17 protein-coding genes are annotated in these 18,420 nt (G+C 46.9%); 4 read left to right on the plus strand and 13 right to left on the minus strand.

The features are described 5' to 3' along the window. Positions 1-205: 205 nt before the first annotated feature. The 8 genes from NDI44_RS26345 to NDI44_RS26380 all read right to left on the minus strand — a co-directional run bounded on the left by NDI44_RS26345 (position 206) and on the right by NDI44_RS26380 (position 7,141). Entirely contained in the window at positions 206-838 is a 633-nt protein-coding gene (locus tag NDI44_RS26345; protein WP_190414528.1) for a hypothetical protein, read from the minus strand. A 167-nt stretch (positions 839-1,005) separates the two neighbouring features. Then, on the minus strand, positions 1,006-1,824 hold the full coding sequence (locus tag NDI44_RS26350; RefSeq protein ID WP_190414529.1) for a hypothetical protein: 819 nt from the start codon (positions 1,822-1,824) through the stop codon (positions 1,006-1,008). Positions 1,825-1,854: 30 nt separating this feature from the next. Continuing rightward, a complete protein-coding gene (locus NDI44_RS26355; RefSeq protein ID WP_190414530.1) occupies positions 1,855-3,207 on the minus strand; it encodes a hypothetical protein in 1,353 nt (450 codons plus the stop codon). Between the two features lie 282 nt (positions 3,208-3,489). Beyond that, positions 3,490-3,921, minus strand: a complete 432-nt coding sequence (locus NDI44_RS26360; protein ID WP_190414531.1) for a hypothetical protein — start codon at positions 3,919-3,921, stop codon at positions 3,490-3,492. A gap of 166 nt (positions 3,922-4,087) precedes the next feature. Further along, on the minus strand, positions 4,088-4,690 hold the full coding sequence (locus tag NDI44_RS26365) for a nucleoside triphosphate pyrophosphatase (protein WP_190414532.1): 603 nt from the start codon (positions 4,688-4,690) through the stop codon (positions 4,088-4,090). A 136-nt stretch (positions 4,691-4,826) separates the two neighbouring features. Then, positions 4,827-5,372, minus strand: a complete 546-nt coding sequence (psbP, locus tag NDI44_RS26370) for a photosystem II reaction center PsbP (RefSeq protein ID WP_190414533.1) — start codon at positions 5,370-5,372, stop codon at positions 4,827-4,829. A 26-nt stretch (positions 5,373-5,398) separates the two neighbouring features. Then, the gene (locus NDI44_RS26375) at positions 5,399-5,524 is read right to left on the minus strand and encodes a hypothetical protein (protein WP_277877639.1); all 126 of its coding nucleotides are present in this window, start codon (positions 5,522-5,524) and stop codon (positions 5,399-5,401) included. Between the two features lie 135 nt (positions 5,525-5,659). Then, complete coding sequence (locus NDI44_RS26380; protein WP_190414534.1) at positions 5,660-7,141, minus strand: cytochrome P450; 1,482 nt, start codon at positions 7,139-7,141, stop codon at positions 5,660-5,662. A 272-nt stretch (positions 7,142-7,413) separates the two neighbouring features. On the opposite strand from NDI44_RS26380, the gene NDI44_RS26385 reads away from it, so the two are divergent. Next, a complete protein-coding gene (locus tag NDI44_RS26385) occupies positions 7,414-7,959 on the plus strand; it encodes a hypothetical protein (RefSeq protein ID WP_190414535.1) in 546 nt (181 codons plus the stop codon). Positions 7,960-8,175: 216 nt separating this feature from the next. Here NDI44_RS26385 and NDI44_RS26390 read toward each other — a convergent pair whose 3' ends face one another. Beyond that, positions 8,176-9,033, minus strand: coding sequence for a hypothetical protein (locus tag NDI44_RS26390; protein ID WP_190414536.1), 858 nt, complete (start codon positions 9,031-9,033; stop codon positions 8,176-8,178). A 194-nt stretch (positions 9,034-9,227) separates the two neighbouring features. Between NDI44_RS26390 and NDI44_RS26395 the strand changes: the two genes are divergently transcribed. Continuing rightward, on the plus strand, positions 9,228-9,365 hold the full coding sequence (locus NDI44_RS26395; RefSeq protein WP_190414537.1) for a hypothetical protein: 138 nt from the start codon (positions 9,228-9,230) through the stop codon (positions 9,363-9,365). A 25-nt stretch (positions 9,366-9,390) separates the two neighbouring features. After that, positions 9,391-10,101, plus strand: a complete 711-nt coding sequence (locus tag NDI44_RS26400; protein WP_190414538.1) for an alpha/beta hydrolase-fold protein — start codon at positions 9,391-9,393, stop codon at positions 10,099-10,101. On the opposite strand, the gene NDI44_RS26405 is transcribed toward NDI44_RS26400, so the two are convergent. Beyond that, positions 10,073-10,906 carry an SGNH/GDSL hydrolase family protein gene (locus NDI44_RS26405; RefSeq protein WP_190414539.1) on the minus strand — a complete coding sequence of 278 codons (834 nt, stop codon included), beginning with the start codon at positions 10,904-10,906 and terminating at the stop codon, positions 10,073-10,075. The two genes, NDI44_RS26400 and NDI44_RS26405, sit on opposite strands and share 29 nt — an antisense overlap. 496 nt (positions 10,907-11,402) lie before the next feature. On the opposite strand from NDI44_RS26405, the gene NDI44_RS26410 reads away from it, so the two are divergent. After that, complete coding sequence (locus NDI44_RS26410; protein ID WP_190414540.1) at positions 11,403-11,933, plus strand: DUF2243 domain-containing protein; 531 nt, start codon at positions 11,403-11,405, stop codon at positions 11,931-11,933. A gap of 197 nt (positions 11,934-12,130) precedes the next feature. Here NDI44_RS26410 and NDI44_RS26415 read toward each other — a convergent pair whose 3' ends face one another. From NDI44_RS26415 to NDI44_RS26425, 3 genes are all read right to left on the minus strand, one after another. Then, the gene (locus tag NDI44_RS26415; protein WP_190414541.1) at positions 12,131-13,426 is read right to left on the minus strand and encodes an ATP-grasp domain-containing protein; all 1,296 of its coding nucleotides are present in this window, start codon (positions 13,424-13,426) and stop codon (positions 12,131-12,133) included. A 343-nt stretch (positions 13,427-13,769) separates the two neighbouring features. Next, a complete protein-coding gene (locus NDI44_RS26420; RefSeq protein WP_190414542.1) occupies positions 13,770-14,723 on the minus strand; it encodes an isoaspartyl peptidase/L-asparaginase family protein in 954 nt (317 codons plus the stop codon). A gap of 401 nt (positions 14,724-15,124) precedes the next feature. Next, positions 15,125-18,259, minus strand: coding sequence for a plasmid replication protein, CyRepA1 family (locus tag NDI44_RS26425; protein ID WP_190414543.1), 3,135 nt, complete (start codon positions 18,257-18,259; stop codon positions 15,125-15,127). Positions 18,260-18,420: the final 161 nt, after the last annotated feature.

Below are 18,420 nucleotides of genomic sequence, written 5' to 3' on the forward strand. Positions count from 1 at the left end.
TAACTGTGTGTATGGCATCGCCCCCTCCTTAAGTTGCTCCTTGTCTCTCCTTAATTTTGCAATTCGACGATCGCCAACTGGCACACTATTTTCTCATTCATGCAGGAGGTCTATTAGAGTTCGTTAGAAGGATGCGAGTAGAGCGATCGCTACGCTTTATGCAACGCAACTCGATAAGCGATCGCATCACCTCCAACTCCTCTTGTTAAGGCACGAACCGCCCTAAAATGCCTTTCGCAATCTTTCTATCCCTTGGATTGGAAGAAAGCAAGCGCAACAACAATTGACGAAAAACCCAACGCCTCAGCAACGGCAAAAATAACAGCGACAGACGCTTAAAGCCTACTTGCAAGAACCATGCCATCGCCGCCGATGCTAACAGCGTCCAGAAATTCAGGCGCTGTAAGTTAGAGATAACTGTCGCCGCCGTAGTTAGCAAAGAGAGCATCCAAGATAGGCCATTCAACCATAAGGCAATCTTGAGCTGTAGCTGATTGAGCAGTTGATCGATTAGCCAGTGGTGAGCAGTTGCGATCGCTAAACACCAAATAGAATCTTTAAGACAATCGTGGCGAATTTGGTGAATGATATCTCCATCGAGAGCGATCGTACTCTGCATGACAAAGTTTTCCGCTACTGACTCTCTACTCTCCGCTCGATCGTAGTGAGTGCAGAAAATCAGCCCAGACTGCAAGCAGCTTCCCGCATCTACTAGCGCATAAGAACGCAACTCTGCTAGCAAACGCCGGGAAATGGATAAGTTTTGTCCATTGGTTCTCGCTTGCAAAATTTGATCGAGGATGTTTTCATCTAAGTTGAATCTGATGAAATGAGACACTAACTGTCCCTTTGCGTCTTTGACTTCCTCGATTTGAATGCATGAATCTAAATTAAGAGGTTGCCTAAAGGAACCTGATAGATAATTTCCCACTCCTTCTCAGCTCATCTTTCCTATTTTTTTGGCCTATTTTTTTGGCCTATTTTTTTGGATCGGTTTTTTCAGGATTAATTGCGGTTTTTGAATAAATTTTTCATTGAGGAACTGCCTTGATTGACCAACGATTCTACTAAATTCACCATAAATTCTAATAACCCATGCCACTGTTTTTCACCCGCAGTAACACCCTGTCTATGGATATCTAAAATGATATCTTTATGCTCGTGTTCAAAAAGTCTCTGATGATAGCGGTTGATAATATCTCCATCTAACTGAATGATTGATTGGGCATAAATCATATCGGTTGTTACTTCTTCAACCGGGTCTAATGCTTGCGATGCTTCGCTTTTTTGCAAAGACTTATTCCGATTATCCAGGGCTGCTTTCAGCTCATCAACCTTCCGCAAGCTCCGTAAAAATCTACTGTCGTCGAGTAAGTTTTGAATCTTGTTAATCTCAACAGCCGGATTCGCAGAAGGACTCAGTGGATTAGGCAATTTTGTTTTTTGAATATCCAGTTCTGCTGTGGGATCGCTGAGAACTCGGACATATTCCCTGAGCTGTGAAGCATCCTGTTCTAAAAGTTTCTCCTCAAGGCAATATAGGCAATACTCTGTCTCGATTTGTTTACGCAGACTCAGATACCGAGACCATAGAGATGGATGGATTCCTGTTCTTTCCAAATAGGTTGTGGAAATTGGGTAAATATCTCGATACGCTTCCCAAGGAATAAACTTAGTCCCGCTAATATGATCCACGACCATTGTATTTACTTCGAGAGCCGTGATGTCGATTAGCACATCGGTCAGAGACTGCAAAAAGTTGTTAAAATTTTTCCGCAGGTTGGGATTAATCTCGTTGCTGTTGGTATCTGGTGTGTTGACCATCGTTGTATGAATCCAGTTTGGTTTTAATGATTATTTGGAGGGTGGTGGAGGCGATGGATTGTCAAATTCGTTTTCATCTTCTTCAAATTCATCAAACTCATCAAACGGCTTTGGCGGTGTTTGTGAAGGCGGTGTTTGTGAAAATAAAGCCTCTTCAATGTTGACGGGCGATCGCGTATCTGACATCGGTGGAGAAGGCTGGGAAGGCTCCACGGGAGTGTCTCCAAACAAAACCGCTATGGGATCTGAAATGCCGCTAGGATTGCTGCTGATATCGGGCGTCGTTGACGGCTCCTCATCTTCTTCCCAGCCATCGTCATTGTCATTCCAGTCCTCATCTTCAACAGGCGCAAACCTCGCTGAGAAGGGGTGTGTCGGTTCCTCCTCCACTTCCACTTCTTCCCACTCCTCCTCGGTTCCCCAGTTTACCGCCGAGCCGAATTCCGGCGTCCACCCTGGCTCAAACGGTGGTTCCTGGATGACGGCTTCTTCCCGCTTTTGGGCACTCACGGCTGGCTCTACAGGGGTCGCTGGGGTCGCTGGGGGCAGGAAATCCGGGGGAAGCGCCGAGCCGAATTCAGGCGTCCACCCTGGCTGAAACGGTGGTTCCTGGATGACGGCTTCTTCCCGCTCCTGGGCACTCACGGCTGGCTCTACAGGGGTTTCTGGGGTCGCTGGGGGCAGGAAATCCGGGGGAAGCGCCGAGCCGAATTCCGGCGTCCACCCTGGCTGAAACGGTGGTTCCTGGATGACGGCTTCTTCCCATTCCTGGGCACTCACGGCTGGCTCTACAGGGGTTTCTGGGGTCGCTGGGGGCAGGAAATCGGGTGTGACGGATGGTGTGGGTGCAATGGCAGGAACGGTGTCAATCTCCACGCGGGGGTCAAATGCGATCGCATCTGTTGGCGACCCCTCAACAAGCAAAACTTCAGGCTCAATTGTCACGATAGAAGCTGCGGTTTCGTCTGGCGGTAGGCGAGGATCAACTCTAGACTTGTCTGGAGGAATCGGGGCAGCTTTAGGATTCTGGTACCCGACTCTTACCAACATCCCAAATAACTTTTGCAAACTCTTGAGGTTGTCGTTGATAATCGCGCGGCTTTGCTGAACTTGCTCTAGATGGAATTGTCGCAGTTCGCTATAGGGACCACTGTTGAGAAAGCGATCGCCAATCTCGTTGGTGATGTCGCCCTCAACGATATTAATCCGAGTCTGCATCCGAGAACCTGGTTGAGGCTGTTCTTCGCTTGTCCTGTCATCTACGTCGGCAGAGCTAACCCAGGTGGTGATTTCTAACTCAATCGTCTCACTGAGTGCCGTAGAAAGTGCCTCAACAATTTTGCCAGCTTTGAGTTGTTGTTTGAATTTATCGCTTGCCGCCATAACCAAATTTCCAGCCAATTGTGAGTTGTCAATAGAAAGAGGACTGAGGACTGAGGACTGAGGTTTGAGGACTGAGGTTTAAAGTAACTAGGGTACAAGCCTTTTCAAAACGGAAATTAGAGGCGCAGTTTGTTTCAAGTTGATGTAGCCCCAAGGAATAAAGCGTCCTGATTTCAAGCCCCTATTTTTAAGTCTGGGGTATACTCAACACTCAAAACTCAGTCCTGAAGAGAAGCTTAACCTTTGACTTGCATTTATTTTGGCTCTCAAGTGTTCTGACTCTTAAGGATTATCTGAATCGATAGGAGGTAAAACTTGCTGTGGATTTGAACGCGATCGCGATCCTGGTATCTCAGACAGCGTGTTCGTTAAAACTGTAAACAGCTGTTGCAAGTTTGCCAGGTTTTCCTGAATAATTTCCCGACCTTCGTGAACTTGCTGGAGGTGAAATTCCCGCAGTTCGTTGTAGGGGCCGCTATTCAGAAATTCGCTGCCGACTTCATTTTCTATATCACCATCCACAATGTTGATGCGGGTTCGCATACAGTGACCGGCTAAAGGTTGGTCTGTCCTCACCCCAGGCGAGGCATCTGAGTCAGTCGATGAAACCCAGGTGGTGATTTCTAACTCGATGGCTTCGCTGAGTGCCAAGGTGAGCGCCTCAAAAATTTTGCCAGCCTTGAGTTGTGCTTTAAACTCGTTACTTACTCCCATGAACAAAAGCCCTCCAAAAGCTTTGCCTTAGCCAATATTAGACACGCAGATCCTTTGCCTCAATCAAAAATCTAGGAACCTTAACAAATTCCGGATCAATTTAAGAAAAAGGCACAAATCAATTATCAGTTGTTATTTGCTAGTAGCAATGGACAACAAACTTCTTTCATTTTTTATCCTGCCAAAAGTCGGTGACATCATATCCCAGTTCACCGAACATCTGGCGAAGTAGTGGCAAGCTCAGACCAATGACATTCGTATGGCAACCTTCCAGTTTGTCTACAAATAGTCCCCCTCTCCCTTCCAGGGCAAAGCAGCCAGCACATTTAAGGGGTTCGCCAGTGGCGACGTAGGCTTCAATCTGGCGATCGCTAGCATCGGCAAAATAAACTTTTGTGATGCCGCAGCGTACCACGGTTTTGTCTTGCTGCTGGTCAATTAAAGCATGACCCGTATAGAGTTCGGCGATTTGGGAGCGCATTTTTTGCCAACGGGCGATCGCTTGTGCTGCATCTGCTGGTTTCCCATGAATCTCACCGTTAACCAGCAACACCGAATCGCATCCCAATATCAAAGCATCTGGAAATTGATTCGCAACCGTTTCCGCTTTCCGCAACGCCAGAGTTTGCACCAATTCGGATGCAACGCTAGTTGAGACTTGGGACTCATCAAAATCACTAGGGCAAACTACCGGCTCGATTCCGGCACTTTGCAACAGGCGACGGCGGGCTGGAGAAGCGGAGGCTAAGACTAAAGTGGGAAGGGTCATCGTTCTGTTGTCAGTGGCGAGTTGCTAATTGTCAAAAGTTTTAAGTGTTGAGTTTTGAATTAAATAATTCTCTTTTCGCCTCAACTCTTATCACTCTCATCACTTTTATGAGCCATTAGCCATCAGCCGATCGCTATTAATAGACAGAAAATGAACTAACGACTTGCTCTAACAATGGCTTCAACTTTTCCCAGCGTTTTTCTGTGGTAGAAGCGTTGAAGGTGACAAGTTTACCGCGACTGACGGCGATAGAGGCAAGATTATGGCGTTGCTGATTGGGGAGTTTGACGGTGTATTCCAGTATGTAATAAGTCTTAGAGTTAGATTCCAGCTTTTCAGCGTTCACTAATTCTGCCTCGCGTCCCGATCCTGGGGGTGCGATCGCGCTTTTTGATAATTTGTATCCCACTTCCGTCGGTGTCCCCAACTCAGCGAGGGTTTTCCCTGTCCCAACCGGATTAATGACGACTGACACATTTTCCGAAGGCTCAATGATATCGTGGAACACCACATCGGCTCCACCTTTCACCTCGACTGGAAGCCAGCCGTTGGGATATAGGAACTGATAACCGTCGGTGCTATCTACATAGCTTTTTAAGCCACTGGTAGCACTGGCGACAGTGCAACTTTGCAAGCTTACGCTTAATACCACCAGTAGTAGTGCGGCAATCCGTTTTAGCATTTACCTCTTTCCTTGCAATTTTGTCACTAAGCGCCATTTGTCTCATTTTCCCACTTCCGGGGAACTTCAGTGGAAACAGCACCGAGAGAGCAAATGACCCGTGCCATCTCAAATAGCCGCAATTCTTTATTGGATGCAGTCCGGAACCTCACCCCTAACCCCTCTCCGTGAACGGAGAGGGGAAATATTGAACCCCTCCCCGTGAACGGGGAGGGGCAGGGGTGGGGTTCCGAGTGTCTATCGCCCAAGATTTTTTGTCCGAATGCGTCGCCCCTACTCGCACCGGATTATTCAGGCAATTTCACCATCTCTCGCACGTTACCGCGCACGCCACCCACTCCCTGGCTAAACTGACGATCTTGCTGATGGACGATCGTTGGCATCCCATATTTCGGTGCCATGACAATCACCCCAAAACGGTCTACCTTCAGATGGGGAATGCATTGCAGGCGGTAGCGTTGTAAAAGCATTGCCAGCACTATTTTGATTTCCATCATGGCAAAGGCTGCACCGATGCACATCCGGGGGCCAGCACTGAAGGGATTGTATTCAAAAATAGTGGGTTCAAATCCTTCCCAACGGTGCGGATTAAAAACCGCCGGTTCTGGATAGAGTTCGGGCATCTGGTGAGTCTGGTAAATACTGACAAATACCTCCGTTCCCGAAGGCAAGGCATAACCACCGAGTTCAGTCGGTTGCGCGGTGACGCGCCCATTCCAGGGGACTGGCGGCAATACACGCATACTCTCTTTGATAACTCGCTCTAATAACGGTAATTGTTGCAATTGCTCGACTGTCGGCGCTTCACCATGCAGCACGCTTTCGAGTTCGTCGAGGAGATCGGCAAAAATTTGCGGATGCTGCGAGAGGAGGAACAGCGTCCAGGTAAGTGCATTGGAACTGGTTTCGTGTCCGGCTAAAAAGAAGACCCCAGTATGTCCCAGCAATTCATCATCGCTCAGAGCGAGGCCAGTTTCGGCGTCACGAGCTTGGATCAGCATCGACAGCACATCTCCATCGTCAGTGCCCTTTGCCCTTTTAGTTGCAATCAGCGATCGCATCTCGTCGTCAAGTTGGGCGATTAGATTCAGAAAGCGATGGTAGGGCAATCCTGGTAAGTCCACAGGGAATAGTGCCATCATGGGCGTTCCCAGCAAACCTACAGCATCCTGAAAAAGTTTCCCGGTAATGCCGCCCATCTCGCCAACATCAGCACCAAACAGTGTCTTTGTCGCCACTCGCATTGTCAGCAGCCGCATAATCTGGTCAATGTCACTTTTTTCCCCAACCCGGATTTGATCGAGTACCGATTGGGTGATGGTAACGATATCGTTGCGGTAGGACTCGATGCGCTGTTTGTGAAAGGCTGGCATGAGAAGTTGACGAGCTTGCCGATGGCGATCGCTATTGATGCCAAAGAGTCCCACAGCAAAGTGCTTCAGGGGTTCTGTCCGCGCCGAGGCTTCCCGCCTGCGGTACAATTTTCCGGATAAGGGATGCTTATAATAAATCTCGTGCTGGGTCGTCACTTGGCGCACGAGTTCCGGGCCATAGACAAATACAGTACCAGGACAATTGGGGAGCGGTGAATAAAGATTTGTGCCCCCACCATAAGTCAGGGAGACAACTGAGCCATAGGTTTGGAAAAGGTCGCGGGTATAGCCGATCGAGTCGGATGCGAAGCGATAAATATGGGTAGCACGTCCGAGAATGGGGACTGGACGGGGGCCGGGAACGGTTAAATTAGGCTTTAGGGTGGTCGAAGTCATCGTAGTCTCCTTCAGTGATGACATCAAATCAAGCAAATGCGCGAACAGTCTGTAACTGTATGCGCTTAACCTTAACTGCCTCTTGAGTTTACTTGCTCCGTTGGGTTAACTATCTTCATCAACCGGAAGTTATTGCGATCGCGTTTTTGGTCGGGTGCCAGATAACTACGGCATAGGCGGTTTTATCGAGCTAACCGGAGTCAGGATACATGGGCTTGTATCTCATCTAAGTGGCACTTATCTTGTTCAATGCCCGACAGGAGAGGACAAGCATGGGAACTGACAAAGATTCCAAAAAAGCAGGGCGGCGATATACCTCATTTGAACTTCAGGGCGTTTCCGTACATCTGAAAGAAACCTTCTGGATAACGGTTCTAGGCGTTTTTATGGTTATCCGGGGTGGAATGTTTTTGCTGAATCCTCAACTGGCAACCTTAGAATGCGAACGTCGCCAATCGTTAGGTATGTGTAAACTCGTGGTGTCGAGTTTGCGAGGGGAAACCGTGACTCCCTTCCCACTCGATCGATTAGAGAAAGCAAACGTTCAGAAACATGGAAAATCAACTCAGCTTGTCTTGCAAACATCTAACGGGAAACTCTACTTTCCAATGAATAACGGTTTTAGTTTTACAGAGAACAAAACCTCCCATATCAATACATTTGTCCAAGATTCAAAAGCTAAGTCTCTAAAAGTTGAGCAGGATAATCGTTGGTACGTCTATCCGCTCGGAGCTAGTTTGATAATGTTAGGAAGTTTATCTCTCTGGTTTACCTTAAAGGATTTTCTAAATCAGTCTAAACGTCGCTCTAATTTTTAATCCTCTTTGCAAGCGCGAACTGACAAGTCAGGGCCTTCGCTATCGCGTGTTTGGTTGGGTGCGATATAACTACGCCATAGGCGGTTTTCTACAGCTAAGTAACAGTTAAATAAATCGTTATGCCGCTCGCTTGGGAGCCGTCGGTGAAGCAATTTTGCAGAGGCGATCGCTTTTGCAGGGACGATCGAGTTGGGGCAGAAAGAATCAGATTTTCCCCTACCTTCGACAGACGATTGTTTCTGTTTTCCCCCGATTGGTAAATCGAACCTGTGAAACTGAAGTAACGATATGGAAGTTAAAGTTAGCGACACCTACACCTTTGTCTCCGATTACTTCTAAAGTCAATTCCCCCTGATGACCGGAACTCCCTGGATCGGAAATAATATAGTTTCTACCTTGGGTCGGTGCCACAACTGTCACGCTGCCTACTCGTTCTAGAATGGGCTGACAGGTTTTGATTGAGTTCACCACTTCCTTGTAATCCCCAAATTGTATGTACGCCCATTGCTGCCGAACTTCAGCAGGAGCCTTGACACTGGGGAAACTGCCGTTGTGAAGCCAGATTAAGGTTAAAGCGATCGCGCACGGAATAAAGGCTCTAAACAATAAAACTCTTAGCGTGGAATTAGATTTACTTCGTTCATATCTACAAGCAATCCGAATTCCTAAAAAAGATAGCAAAAGTAAAATAGGCAAAATAATATATGGAGAATAAAGCAGGTACGGGATTGGGGTTAGGAAATTCAGGAAAAAGGGTAAACTGCCAACCAGTAAACCGATGATGCAACCCAACACCAAAAACGATGGCTCAATTGCAGATTTTCGGGTTGAAATCTGCTGAAATGCTAGAGCCGTCGTATAGACACCAAGAAGATATAGCCCAAGAGCGATAGTTGCCCCTAACCTAAACCACCCAGGAATGGTCATTGCCCGATAGTTGAAAAAATAAGAGTTCAGAGACGTGAAGATGCCGAGCCATGCATAGGAAAGCCCCACCAACACAGCCAGTAGCGAAACTATATTTTTGCTCACCAGACGATCGCTCCCAAAAGCACGTAGCTTCTCTGAATACATCTGTATCTTGATGTTTTACAGAATTTAACGCTCTATATCCCTCTGATGGGATCGACGTTCCAATTAATAACGGTTTTATCCTTTTCAAGAGCTAATAGGCTGATAAAACCCAGTAACTAAATCAGTCTGAATCTTCCCAAAGAGTAAGGCAGGAAACCGTTAAAAATCCTAGCGTGAAGGTATGGCTCTCTCTGATGACTAACGAGCCGGGGACGCTGCGCGATCGCTATGAGGCAATACAAAAGCTTTCCTGCTTATTGGACACGGCGACAACTACTCCGGCTTGGGGTAGCAGGCACGATCTTACCGTTCGCGGTCTCTCAACTCTCTAGTTGTTTGCAACAGAATTTATTGACAATGGAAAGTTCAAAGCAGGCTGATTCATCCGCTACAGAAGGACGATTATTATCCCGCCCAACTCGCCCGACAGCAACCGCAACTACTGGATTGCACCCGCTAGGGCTGGACGGACAGCGGGATGGTTTCATCTATGTACCCAAAAGCTATCGGGCAGACCGCCCCGCGCCACTGGTGTTGATGTTGCATGGGGCCGGAGGCGATTCAGAAGGGGCGCTGAACATCGTTCGCCATCTGGCAGATCCCTTCCAGACAATTTTGTTGGCAGTAGACTCGCGCCGACAAACTTGGGACGTGATTCGGAGTGGGTACGGTGCCGATATTACTTTTATTGACCGGGCGCTGGCACAAACCTTCAGCCGTTACGCGATCGCGCCAAATCAGGTAGCGATCGCGGGTTTCTCGGATGGGGCTTCCTACGCCCTCTCAGTGGGCATTACCAATGGCGACTTGTTTAGCCACATCATTGCCTTCTCACCGGGATTCATGGCTCCTGCGGCACAGGAAGGGAAGCCGCAGGTATTCATTTCTCACGGGAAGGGGGACACGGTGTTGCCGATTGAGCGATGCAGCCGCCGGATTGTGCCGCAGTTACAACGGGCAAGCTATGACGTGCAGTATCACGAGTTCAACGGACCCCACACGGTTCCGAGTGCGATCGCTCAAGCTTCAATGGAGTGGTTTACCCAAACAGCACCGAAGGAGAATTGAGCATCCCTGCTTCTTGAATCGCGGCAAAGGCAGTTTCCCCTAAAATGCGATGAGTCGCTGTTGTTGGATGAATGCCATCCCAGAACAAAAACTGGTCTGGACTGCCAGAAGTCCCAGCGCCAGCCAAACAGGCATTGAGGACATTAGTAAAGCCAAACGCTGCCGGATTCGCGATCGCTTCTCGATACAGCCGATTGGCATCTAGAGTCGCAATCTGAAGGTCAGAATGCTGCTGAGCTACCTTAAGCGATCGCCTCAAACCTTGATTATGGGCTTGGGTTAATGCACTGAGTCTGGCAGCATTTGCACTGGTTCGGGTAGTCGGCAGATGTCCCAAATCGGGCAAGTTTACCACTAGGAGCTTTTTAGCACCCTTATCAGCCAGAGAAGCGATCGCTTTAGTGATATTTTCAACAGGAATTGTGGCTAGCTCGACTCCCTGTAAATAATCATTTCCCCCCGCCCATAGCACATACAGTGCCTCTGAATTCAGCGGTTGATGTGTTTGGATAAACGATTGCACTTGGGCTAGCAAACCAGGGACAAAACTGTTGCGATCGTTTCCTGAAGTTGCTCCTCCGTAAGCAAAATTTTTGGTTTGATTCGAGTCGAGATGCAGGCAAAGGGCAAGATACTCAACCCAAACCCGACCATTTGAGTAACGCCCCTGAAAGTAAGGTGGGTTGGGTGGATACATTCCTCCTGTCGCTCGGAACACCGTCCCCGCATCCGAGAGACTGTCGCCAAACACATAGAGTTCTGTAATCGGATGAGTGTTCTGAATAGATGTTGTGAGTACAGCCATGACAAAAATCAGGTCTCAAGTCCTGCTGATAAAATTCCGTTCTTTCTTGGTTCTTTCTTGAAAGATCCGAAGAGTGCTATTTTTACCTGATTAAAACCAACTTCAACAATTATTGGTGGTTCTAATTTTCAGTAAAGATGTTGGCGATTTGTCGCTTCTCTAGGCTAACAAGCTGACTTCAGCAGCGGAGGACGCAACCGAATACTTTCTAGTGTGGATTTTGCCAATAGCCTAAAATGCGATCGCTGCTCAACGCCAGGAAATTAGCCCAGCTTGTATACCAAAAAACAATCGTCAATCCTCTAGGAGTTAGATGTAATTTCCGAGAGGAAGCGAAACAATTGAAGCAGCCTAATCCCGAAGATAGGTCTGTTTCCGCTTCCGTTTATTTTCTGGGAGTCAAATTCTTCTCCCCATCGTCAATAACGAACCGCACTTAAGAATTCGTTTTCGTTGCGAGTGATGTACGCGCTGAGGTTGTTACAAAGGTATTGCCATGACTTCAAACCAAACTACATCCCAGGCGAGTAGCCAAGAAAATTCTTCCATCCATCAGCGCGATCGCCGCCCTCTGATTGGGGCTGGTATTGTGTTAGGAATGAGTCAGGCTGGATTTTTTGATGGGATTGTCATTCATCAATTATTACAATGGCATCATATGTTTTCCAGTGTTAAAACTGATGCTACCGTTGCCGGTTTGGAACTAAATACTCTTGGCGATGGGTTGTTTCATCTGTTTGATTGGCTATTAACATTAATTGGGCTTTTTCTGTTTTGGCGAGCCGCAAAACAAAGTCATTCTTTGTCAGCACCAACCTTTATTGGTTCACTATTACTAGGATTTGGAGCGTTCAATCTTATTGAAGGAGTTATCGATCATCAGATTTTAGGCATTCATCATGTCAGACCGGGTTCGCATACGTTAGCTTATGATATTGGCTTTTTAGTGATTAGTTCCTTAATCGCTAGTGCTGGTTGGATAGTATTGCAATCAGCAAAATCGAATAAAAATGAAGCTGAAACGTAGAAGCTTGAGCGAGTCAGTATTGAGAACAGTCATTATTGCTTACTAGACAGACCTTTCTATAAAGCAGTCTTAACTGATTCGTAAACGTCATATCCCCAACTTCCCTAAGAAGTTGGGGATATGAATAGATAGAGTATAACTATTGACAAAAATTCAACAGTTAATATCCGATATTTAAACCAGCTCTCCAGTAACCTCTAACTGAGTATGTGTAATCCTTTATGTTGTAAACTCTGCTCGATCTGTTGCATTTCTTCGGTCGTTTCTCCAGCAACTATCCCATAAATTTCGGTGTAGATTTTCCCGTATTTAACCTTCTCCAAAGCCGACAATATCGTAAAATCCTTACGCTCCAATTCTGGTTTCAACGTGGCAATAATGGACTCTAATGTCCCATCCATCCGATAATCGCTAGAATACTTAGCGACTTCTTTTCCCAGTCCCAGCAAAGTATGACGCTGTAAGCAGAGTGGAGTCGATCCATTCACTCGAAAATTGGCATCGATTGCATAGAGTTGTCCGTCTTTATCTTCCAATACATCAAAGCCAATCACGCCGAAATACCCCTGTTGATGAGCATACTTACCAACCGCAGCAATCATCTCAAAGAACTTGCTCATGTCGGTTTCTCGGTAGTGAATGAGTCCTCCTAAATAATTGCCTTCTGGAGTGACAAGTTGGGTTGTAGTGCCAATCAGCGTAATCTCTCCTGTCTTGCTGACATAGAACTGCACGCAGTAGTTCTGCACTTCATTCTTGACAAATTCCGAAACAATAATCGTATCCACGAACTTAATCTCTAGGTATTTCCTTAATTCGTGCAAGCAGTAGTTTAACTCGCTGGCGCTTTTGATAATATAAGTACCTTCGCCTGAGAGTCCGTGGGAGGTTTTGATCAAGTATGGGAATTGTGGTAGCTGAATGTCTTCCAGGCTAATTTGGTGCAGATTGTAGGTTTTATATTTTGGACATTGTATTCCCAGATCGGCTAGCGCTACTTTGCTAAGCAAGCGGTAGTGAGTATCCGGATGAACAGCGTGTTTTTCTGGTTTGAGATGATCGAAGGGAAATAGAGTGATGAGTTTGTCAAAGCGATCGCTTTGAGATTCTTCCGGAGTATCTATCTGGCTGAGTTCATCCAGATAAGTTGAGCAGTCTATCCTCTCTATGTTTTTGTAGCTGAAACCAAAATGTTCCCGCCAATAGTCAATCAGCGCGTCTTCTGGCGAACTGATGATAACTCCTGGAAGGAGATCGCCTAACACCGCTAGATTTTTCCAAGGTTCCTTCTGGCAAATTTTATCGAAGGAAGTTTTGGTGGCTTCACTACTACCGTCTTGAATATAGTATTTTTTATTGTTAGGGTAAGCAGCCCAAGTCGCAGTCGCCGGGTAATTTAGGATAAATGCATACCGCCCATCTGTGATGTCTTGAGCAAACAGATCGGAAAGAGAATTCCCCTGAAAGTATTGAAAGTCGTATGTTGAGTTCATAAAAAATTACCCCTATGAAGCAAAAGCAGGCTGCACAGCAAACAATCAGTATTCTCTCAATAAACCAATTTTTCTATCATCTTCCTAGGGAGTATTCACTTCAGGAGAAATGGGAAGATAAGCAAAGCTGATAAAATGCCCACACAACTTTTGCTTAGAGAATGAATGAATTGTTATCATTCAGCAATTTGAGCTTTTCTAGCTACTTGCATCACCGCCTCAATCTGAGCTGAACTGAATACGAGATACCCGACTTCTCCAAGAAGTCGGGTATCTGAACTGCTAGCATCTCACAAAGGTTGGGGTGGGGTTCCATCCCGTCTTAAATGGGTAGCCAACTCGATTATGCGGCTGGTGAGTGAGTCGTCTGCATCTGTTCTGTATGTGGCTCAAAGGATGCTACTTTTGAGTTGTTTTCTTCTTCTTTCTTGATAAACGCCACTGGTTTGTCCATTTCTGCGGTCATATAAGCTACCGCCATGTCAGACGAGTTGTACGACCACCCAATACGTCCCTGACGGTCTATCAGGATGCAGCCAGCCTCTCCTTCAACCTTAGAGACAAGAGTGTCAATCGCCTTCTGTGCTGCTTCCTCTGGATGGGTGTCTCCAGCCAAAAAATCAATCGCTGTCTTGGCAAGAACCACTGGGATAATTGACTCGCCATCACCCGTCGTTGAGCAACCGCCCAAGTGGTTATCAGCGTATAAGCCGCAACCAACCAGGGCTGTGTCGCCAACGCGACCTTGTGGTTGACCTGTAGTGCCCCCAGTGGAGGTTCCGGCAACTATGGTGCCGTTAGCATCTAGAGCCACACAACCGACGGTGTTGGGGCGATCGATAACTTCTTGCTCCTCTTCCCACTCCTGTCGCTGCTCCTCACTGATCAGGTCTTCTTTTGCACACATCTCCATCTCGTGTTCAGCAGCGAAGCGTTCGCCGCTCCGCGCTACTAGGAACCGGGCTTTTTCATCCATAATCTTGTGTGCCACCGAGATTGGATGACGCACTCCTTGAACTGCTGCTACCGCTCCCCAACCCAATCGATCGCCCTCCATCATCGCCGCGTCTAGCTCTACCTCTCCTTCACTGTTGAGAGTTGCACCAAATCCGGCGTTAAACGTCTGGTCAGTTTCGAGAACACGGATGGCTGCCTCAACGGCTTCTCCAGCACTGCCTCCACTGCGAAGCACTGTCCAACCTGCTTCTACTGCTGCCAAGCAGCCTGCATGATTGGCTTCAACCTTGCCCTCTGTAATGGTTTTTGCTCCACCATGAACAATTATGCTTATTGTCATACGTGCCTATTTCTAAATTCTGGTTAGATGTATGTAAATGCGATCGCGCAAACGGCTTTGTGAAACAATCGCACTCATCCCTGCGTTAGCCTAAGTAAGCCTAAGCACCTAGCAGCGTAAAGAAAGACTGCTTAGGGAGCTTGCTCAGCTAAAGCCGGGTTTGGCTATTGACCCGATTGCGATCGCTGTGTCTAGTGGTTGGAATTCCCTACAGGTAATATTCCCTGTCGTTTGTTCCCTGTTTTACATTTAAGGGCAGCCTTTAACTTACAGCTTCATCCCTATAGAATGTCTTACTTGCACTTAAGGCTGAATTCTGTATGAACTAAATTTGTAACTTTAAATACAAAAACTCTTAAAATTGCTGGTTGTTGCATCGGTGTTGCTCCCCGTTCATCCGTTTATCGCTGGGAATGAAATAGCGCTGGTTTGCATGGGGTAGTACATCTTTCAGACTTCAAGGTGAAAACTCTCTGGTTGGAAACACTCTCCCCTATCAAGCCTTCCCTGTAACGCCACGCTTCAAAGATTTCGTTCCTGCCATCATCAAGAGTTTTTGAGTCAATTCTATAAACTTTTATTTGATTTTTATATCCATTTTCTTTTCTTTTAAATGACCTTAGCTTTAATCCGAGTAAATTCAAAACCTTGCTAAGCACTTTTATGCAACTTAGGCGCTCTTTTTCAGTTTCCATCGGAATGCTGATTCCGATAGCACGTTTAATGTGTTTGCTACACCGGAGTGCGGTCGCTTTGAGTTCAACTAAGTCTAAATCAGTTTCTTTAAATTCACGCTCCGGATGGATAAATTGCAGCACTCCTAATGCTCTAAGTGCCTCTATTTTCAAAGTGTAAGTATTCAAATCTGGCAGGAAAACTTTACCCTCGCCTCTTTCCAACTGCTGATGCCATTCTTGTTGATCTTGTAGTTGAAAATACTCGCTTTCGTGAGTCAAATAGTAGTGAACCAACAACTGTGAATAATATCCCCGATCGTCCCGTAACTTTAATTGAGGAGTCACTTCTACCCCATAGCGCTGTTTCAAGATGTATTTCTGCACTTGATTTCGCTCCTCATCTGTCAAAGAACGCTTGGTTAACAGACGCTCATATTCTCTGCGCTCAATGTCTGGAGAATTCGCAACTGCACTCGCTGCTTGTAATTCAATTTGATTCCGAATTTTGACAATTTGATGCTTGATAGATTTAGTCTTTTTGCGGCGCACTTCAAATTCTTGTTGAATTTTAACAATTTCTCGAACCAGCTTCTTAGAAGTTTCCCAATCGCGAGGAGCTGCTGCTAAAAGCGCCATCCGTAGCTCTCTGAGACGCTCGTGAGGGGGAGCATCGCTCATGACATTTACCTGATGTCCTTCAGCGATTAATCCTTCTAACATCGATTGACGGTACAGAGTAATCGAAGCATTTACTCTGGCTGCAAATTTTGCCCAACTTCTGAGGTGAATTAAGTCATAAACTAAAGGCAAATCAACATCAACTGGATGAAGCGGACTCATCAAAGCTAGGTTTTCTTTCTGATTTTCCTGGTACCAGTGAGACAGTACCCGATAATTCTTACTACCACTGCCAATCATGCCAATGCCTCGTTTGGCACACCAAACAATTCGCGGCACGCTCTGACGAACTCTGGCTAATGCTTGTCGTGCTTCCGAGTCTGGGATTACGCCTTGAAAAATTCCATAAACCCGGTCGAAATGTTCCACGTCAATGCTGACTCCCGTACCAAGGCTAGGAGTCACAAAAACTGCGTCATAGTCTAAGGCTTTTTGGTTGATGCTTTCAACAAAATTGACCGCCTCATGACCAGGAGTGCTGGTTGTTTGAGAACTGACGACTAAGGTCTTGGGGTATTGTCGAAGGAACTGTTCTAGGCGTTGTTTGATGTAGCGATCGATGGTTTCTGAACTGTAACGACCGGAACGACTATCGGTTGTGACATAACACTTCCGTCCGGCTATCAGATCGAGTTCCAACTGTTGAATTAGCAGAGTAGGGTTTGGGGTGTTGTGGAAGGTGACATCCCAGCCATCAGGCTTCCACTCATTCAATACAACCCACGGCTCAATTTTAATTCCTGCGAGTCCCTTCAGGTAGTCTAAGGAAAGGTCTGATAAGTCAGCATCTTGGGCGATAACCAAACCACCAGTTTGCAGGACGGTGGAAATTAGCTGCTGGAAGACTCTTAGTATCTTGATTCGCTTGTCTTTACAAGTGTCGCTGTTGAGGAGATGCCATAAGGATTGCTCAACTTCATCCAGAATCACGATCGCGCCTTGCCAATGTTCTGGGTTCAGCTTCCAAATGGAATCAATACAGAGTCCTAAAGATGGGGCAATGGGTAATAAGTTATCCGGGTTTTTATCCCGTTTTTCGAGTGTGCGGTGATTAATCCAGTTCACTCCAATTTTTTCGCACAAGAACTGCCCTAGTTGGATTCTATGGGTGAGTAGCAGGACGCGATCGCCTCTATTTTTCGCTTGTTGAATCAGCGATACCAGCGCAGTGGTTTTCCCGGTTCCTTTCGCAGACTTGATTCCGACTAATCCAGAGGTGGGAAAAGGCAATTTTTCCAGGTAGCGCCGGTTGAGGGTGAGTGCGGGGGAATAGGTTAACTCGGTGTGGGGTTTGCTTTTGGCCAGGTCAGTTTCTAAGTTGAGGCTGGCTTCATAGACTGTCTGGAAGGCGGCAGCGCCTTGGGCGACTATAAAATCATCAACGCCTTTTTGTAATCCGGGAAGCCGGATAATTTTGACCGGGCACTTTTGTTCCTCTAACAGTTCGCCCAGTTGAGTTTGCGCTTGATTGACTGCTTTGATGGTCTTGGGTTGAGTTTCGTAGTCAAAGCAGATAAAAAAAGTGCGTTTGAGTCGCGTGAACGCCAGAAGGTCTGGAATTAATTGTCGGCTAAGAACATTGCCTTGAAAGTCTTTGGTGACGCGGTAGCCGCTAGTAATGCCCGGTAAAGCGATCGCAGCATATCCTTGGGTTAACAAAGCCGCTGCTTTTTTGGCTCCCTCGCAAAGGATCGTCGGGATTTTCATCTCTAGCACCCACTGCCAAAATCCCAGCGCTTCTCCGTTTTGAGCGATCGCAATCTTCTCTGGCATGGGGACGCCGTAGCGCGATGCCGTCTGCTGCCAGATATGAAGCGGCACTCTCAGACAAAAAATCCGTGTCGGCGTGCAGGGCGGATGCTCGTACTTGATGAGTTTACCCTTTTTATCTGGTCTGGGATGGTTCGGCTTATAACACCCCCACTCCATCAACCGCCAATCGTTAAGGGGATCGAGTCCCGAACACCACCAGCCTCCTTTCGCCCCATGAGCATAGCGATGCAGCCACCAACTGCTCACCATCCCAGTATTCGTCCGGGGAATGCGATTGGAGATCAACAAATACTCATAAAAGGCGTCTCCTTCCAATGAGATGAAGTTGAGCAAAGCCAGATCGCGGTCAATACCGCTGTCTAAGGCTAATTCCTGAAAGTGTTTGGGGTTTAGGCTGGGTGGATGCATTTGGAGGAGTATAAAACTCTTGAGACATCAACGGATCTAAAACCGTACCACGAACCAGCCGATTAAACAGCTAAAGCGTGGATGTCTAATTCACAGACCCAACTCCTGAAACCCTTGTAAAATCGTAGTTTTTTCCGGTGCCGTTACCCAACAGAGCGCAC

Origin of the sequence: Trichocoleus sp. DQ-A3, assembly GCF_039961975.1 — a bacterium.
Classification (GTDB): domain Bacteria; phylum Cyanobacteriota; class Cyanobacteriia; order Cyanobacteriales; family FACHB-T130; genus FACHB-T130.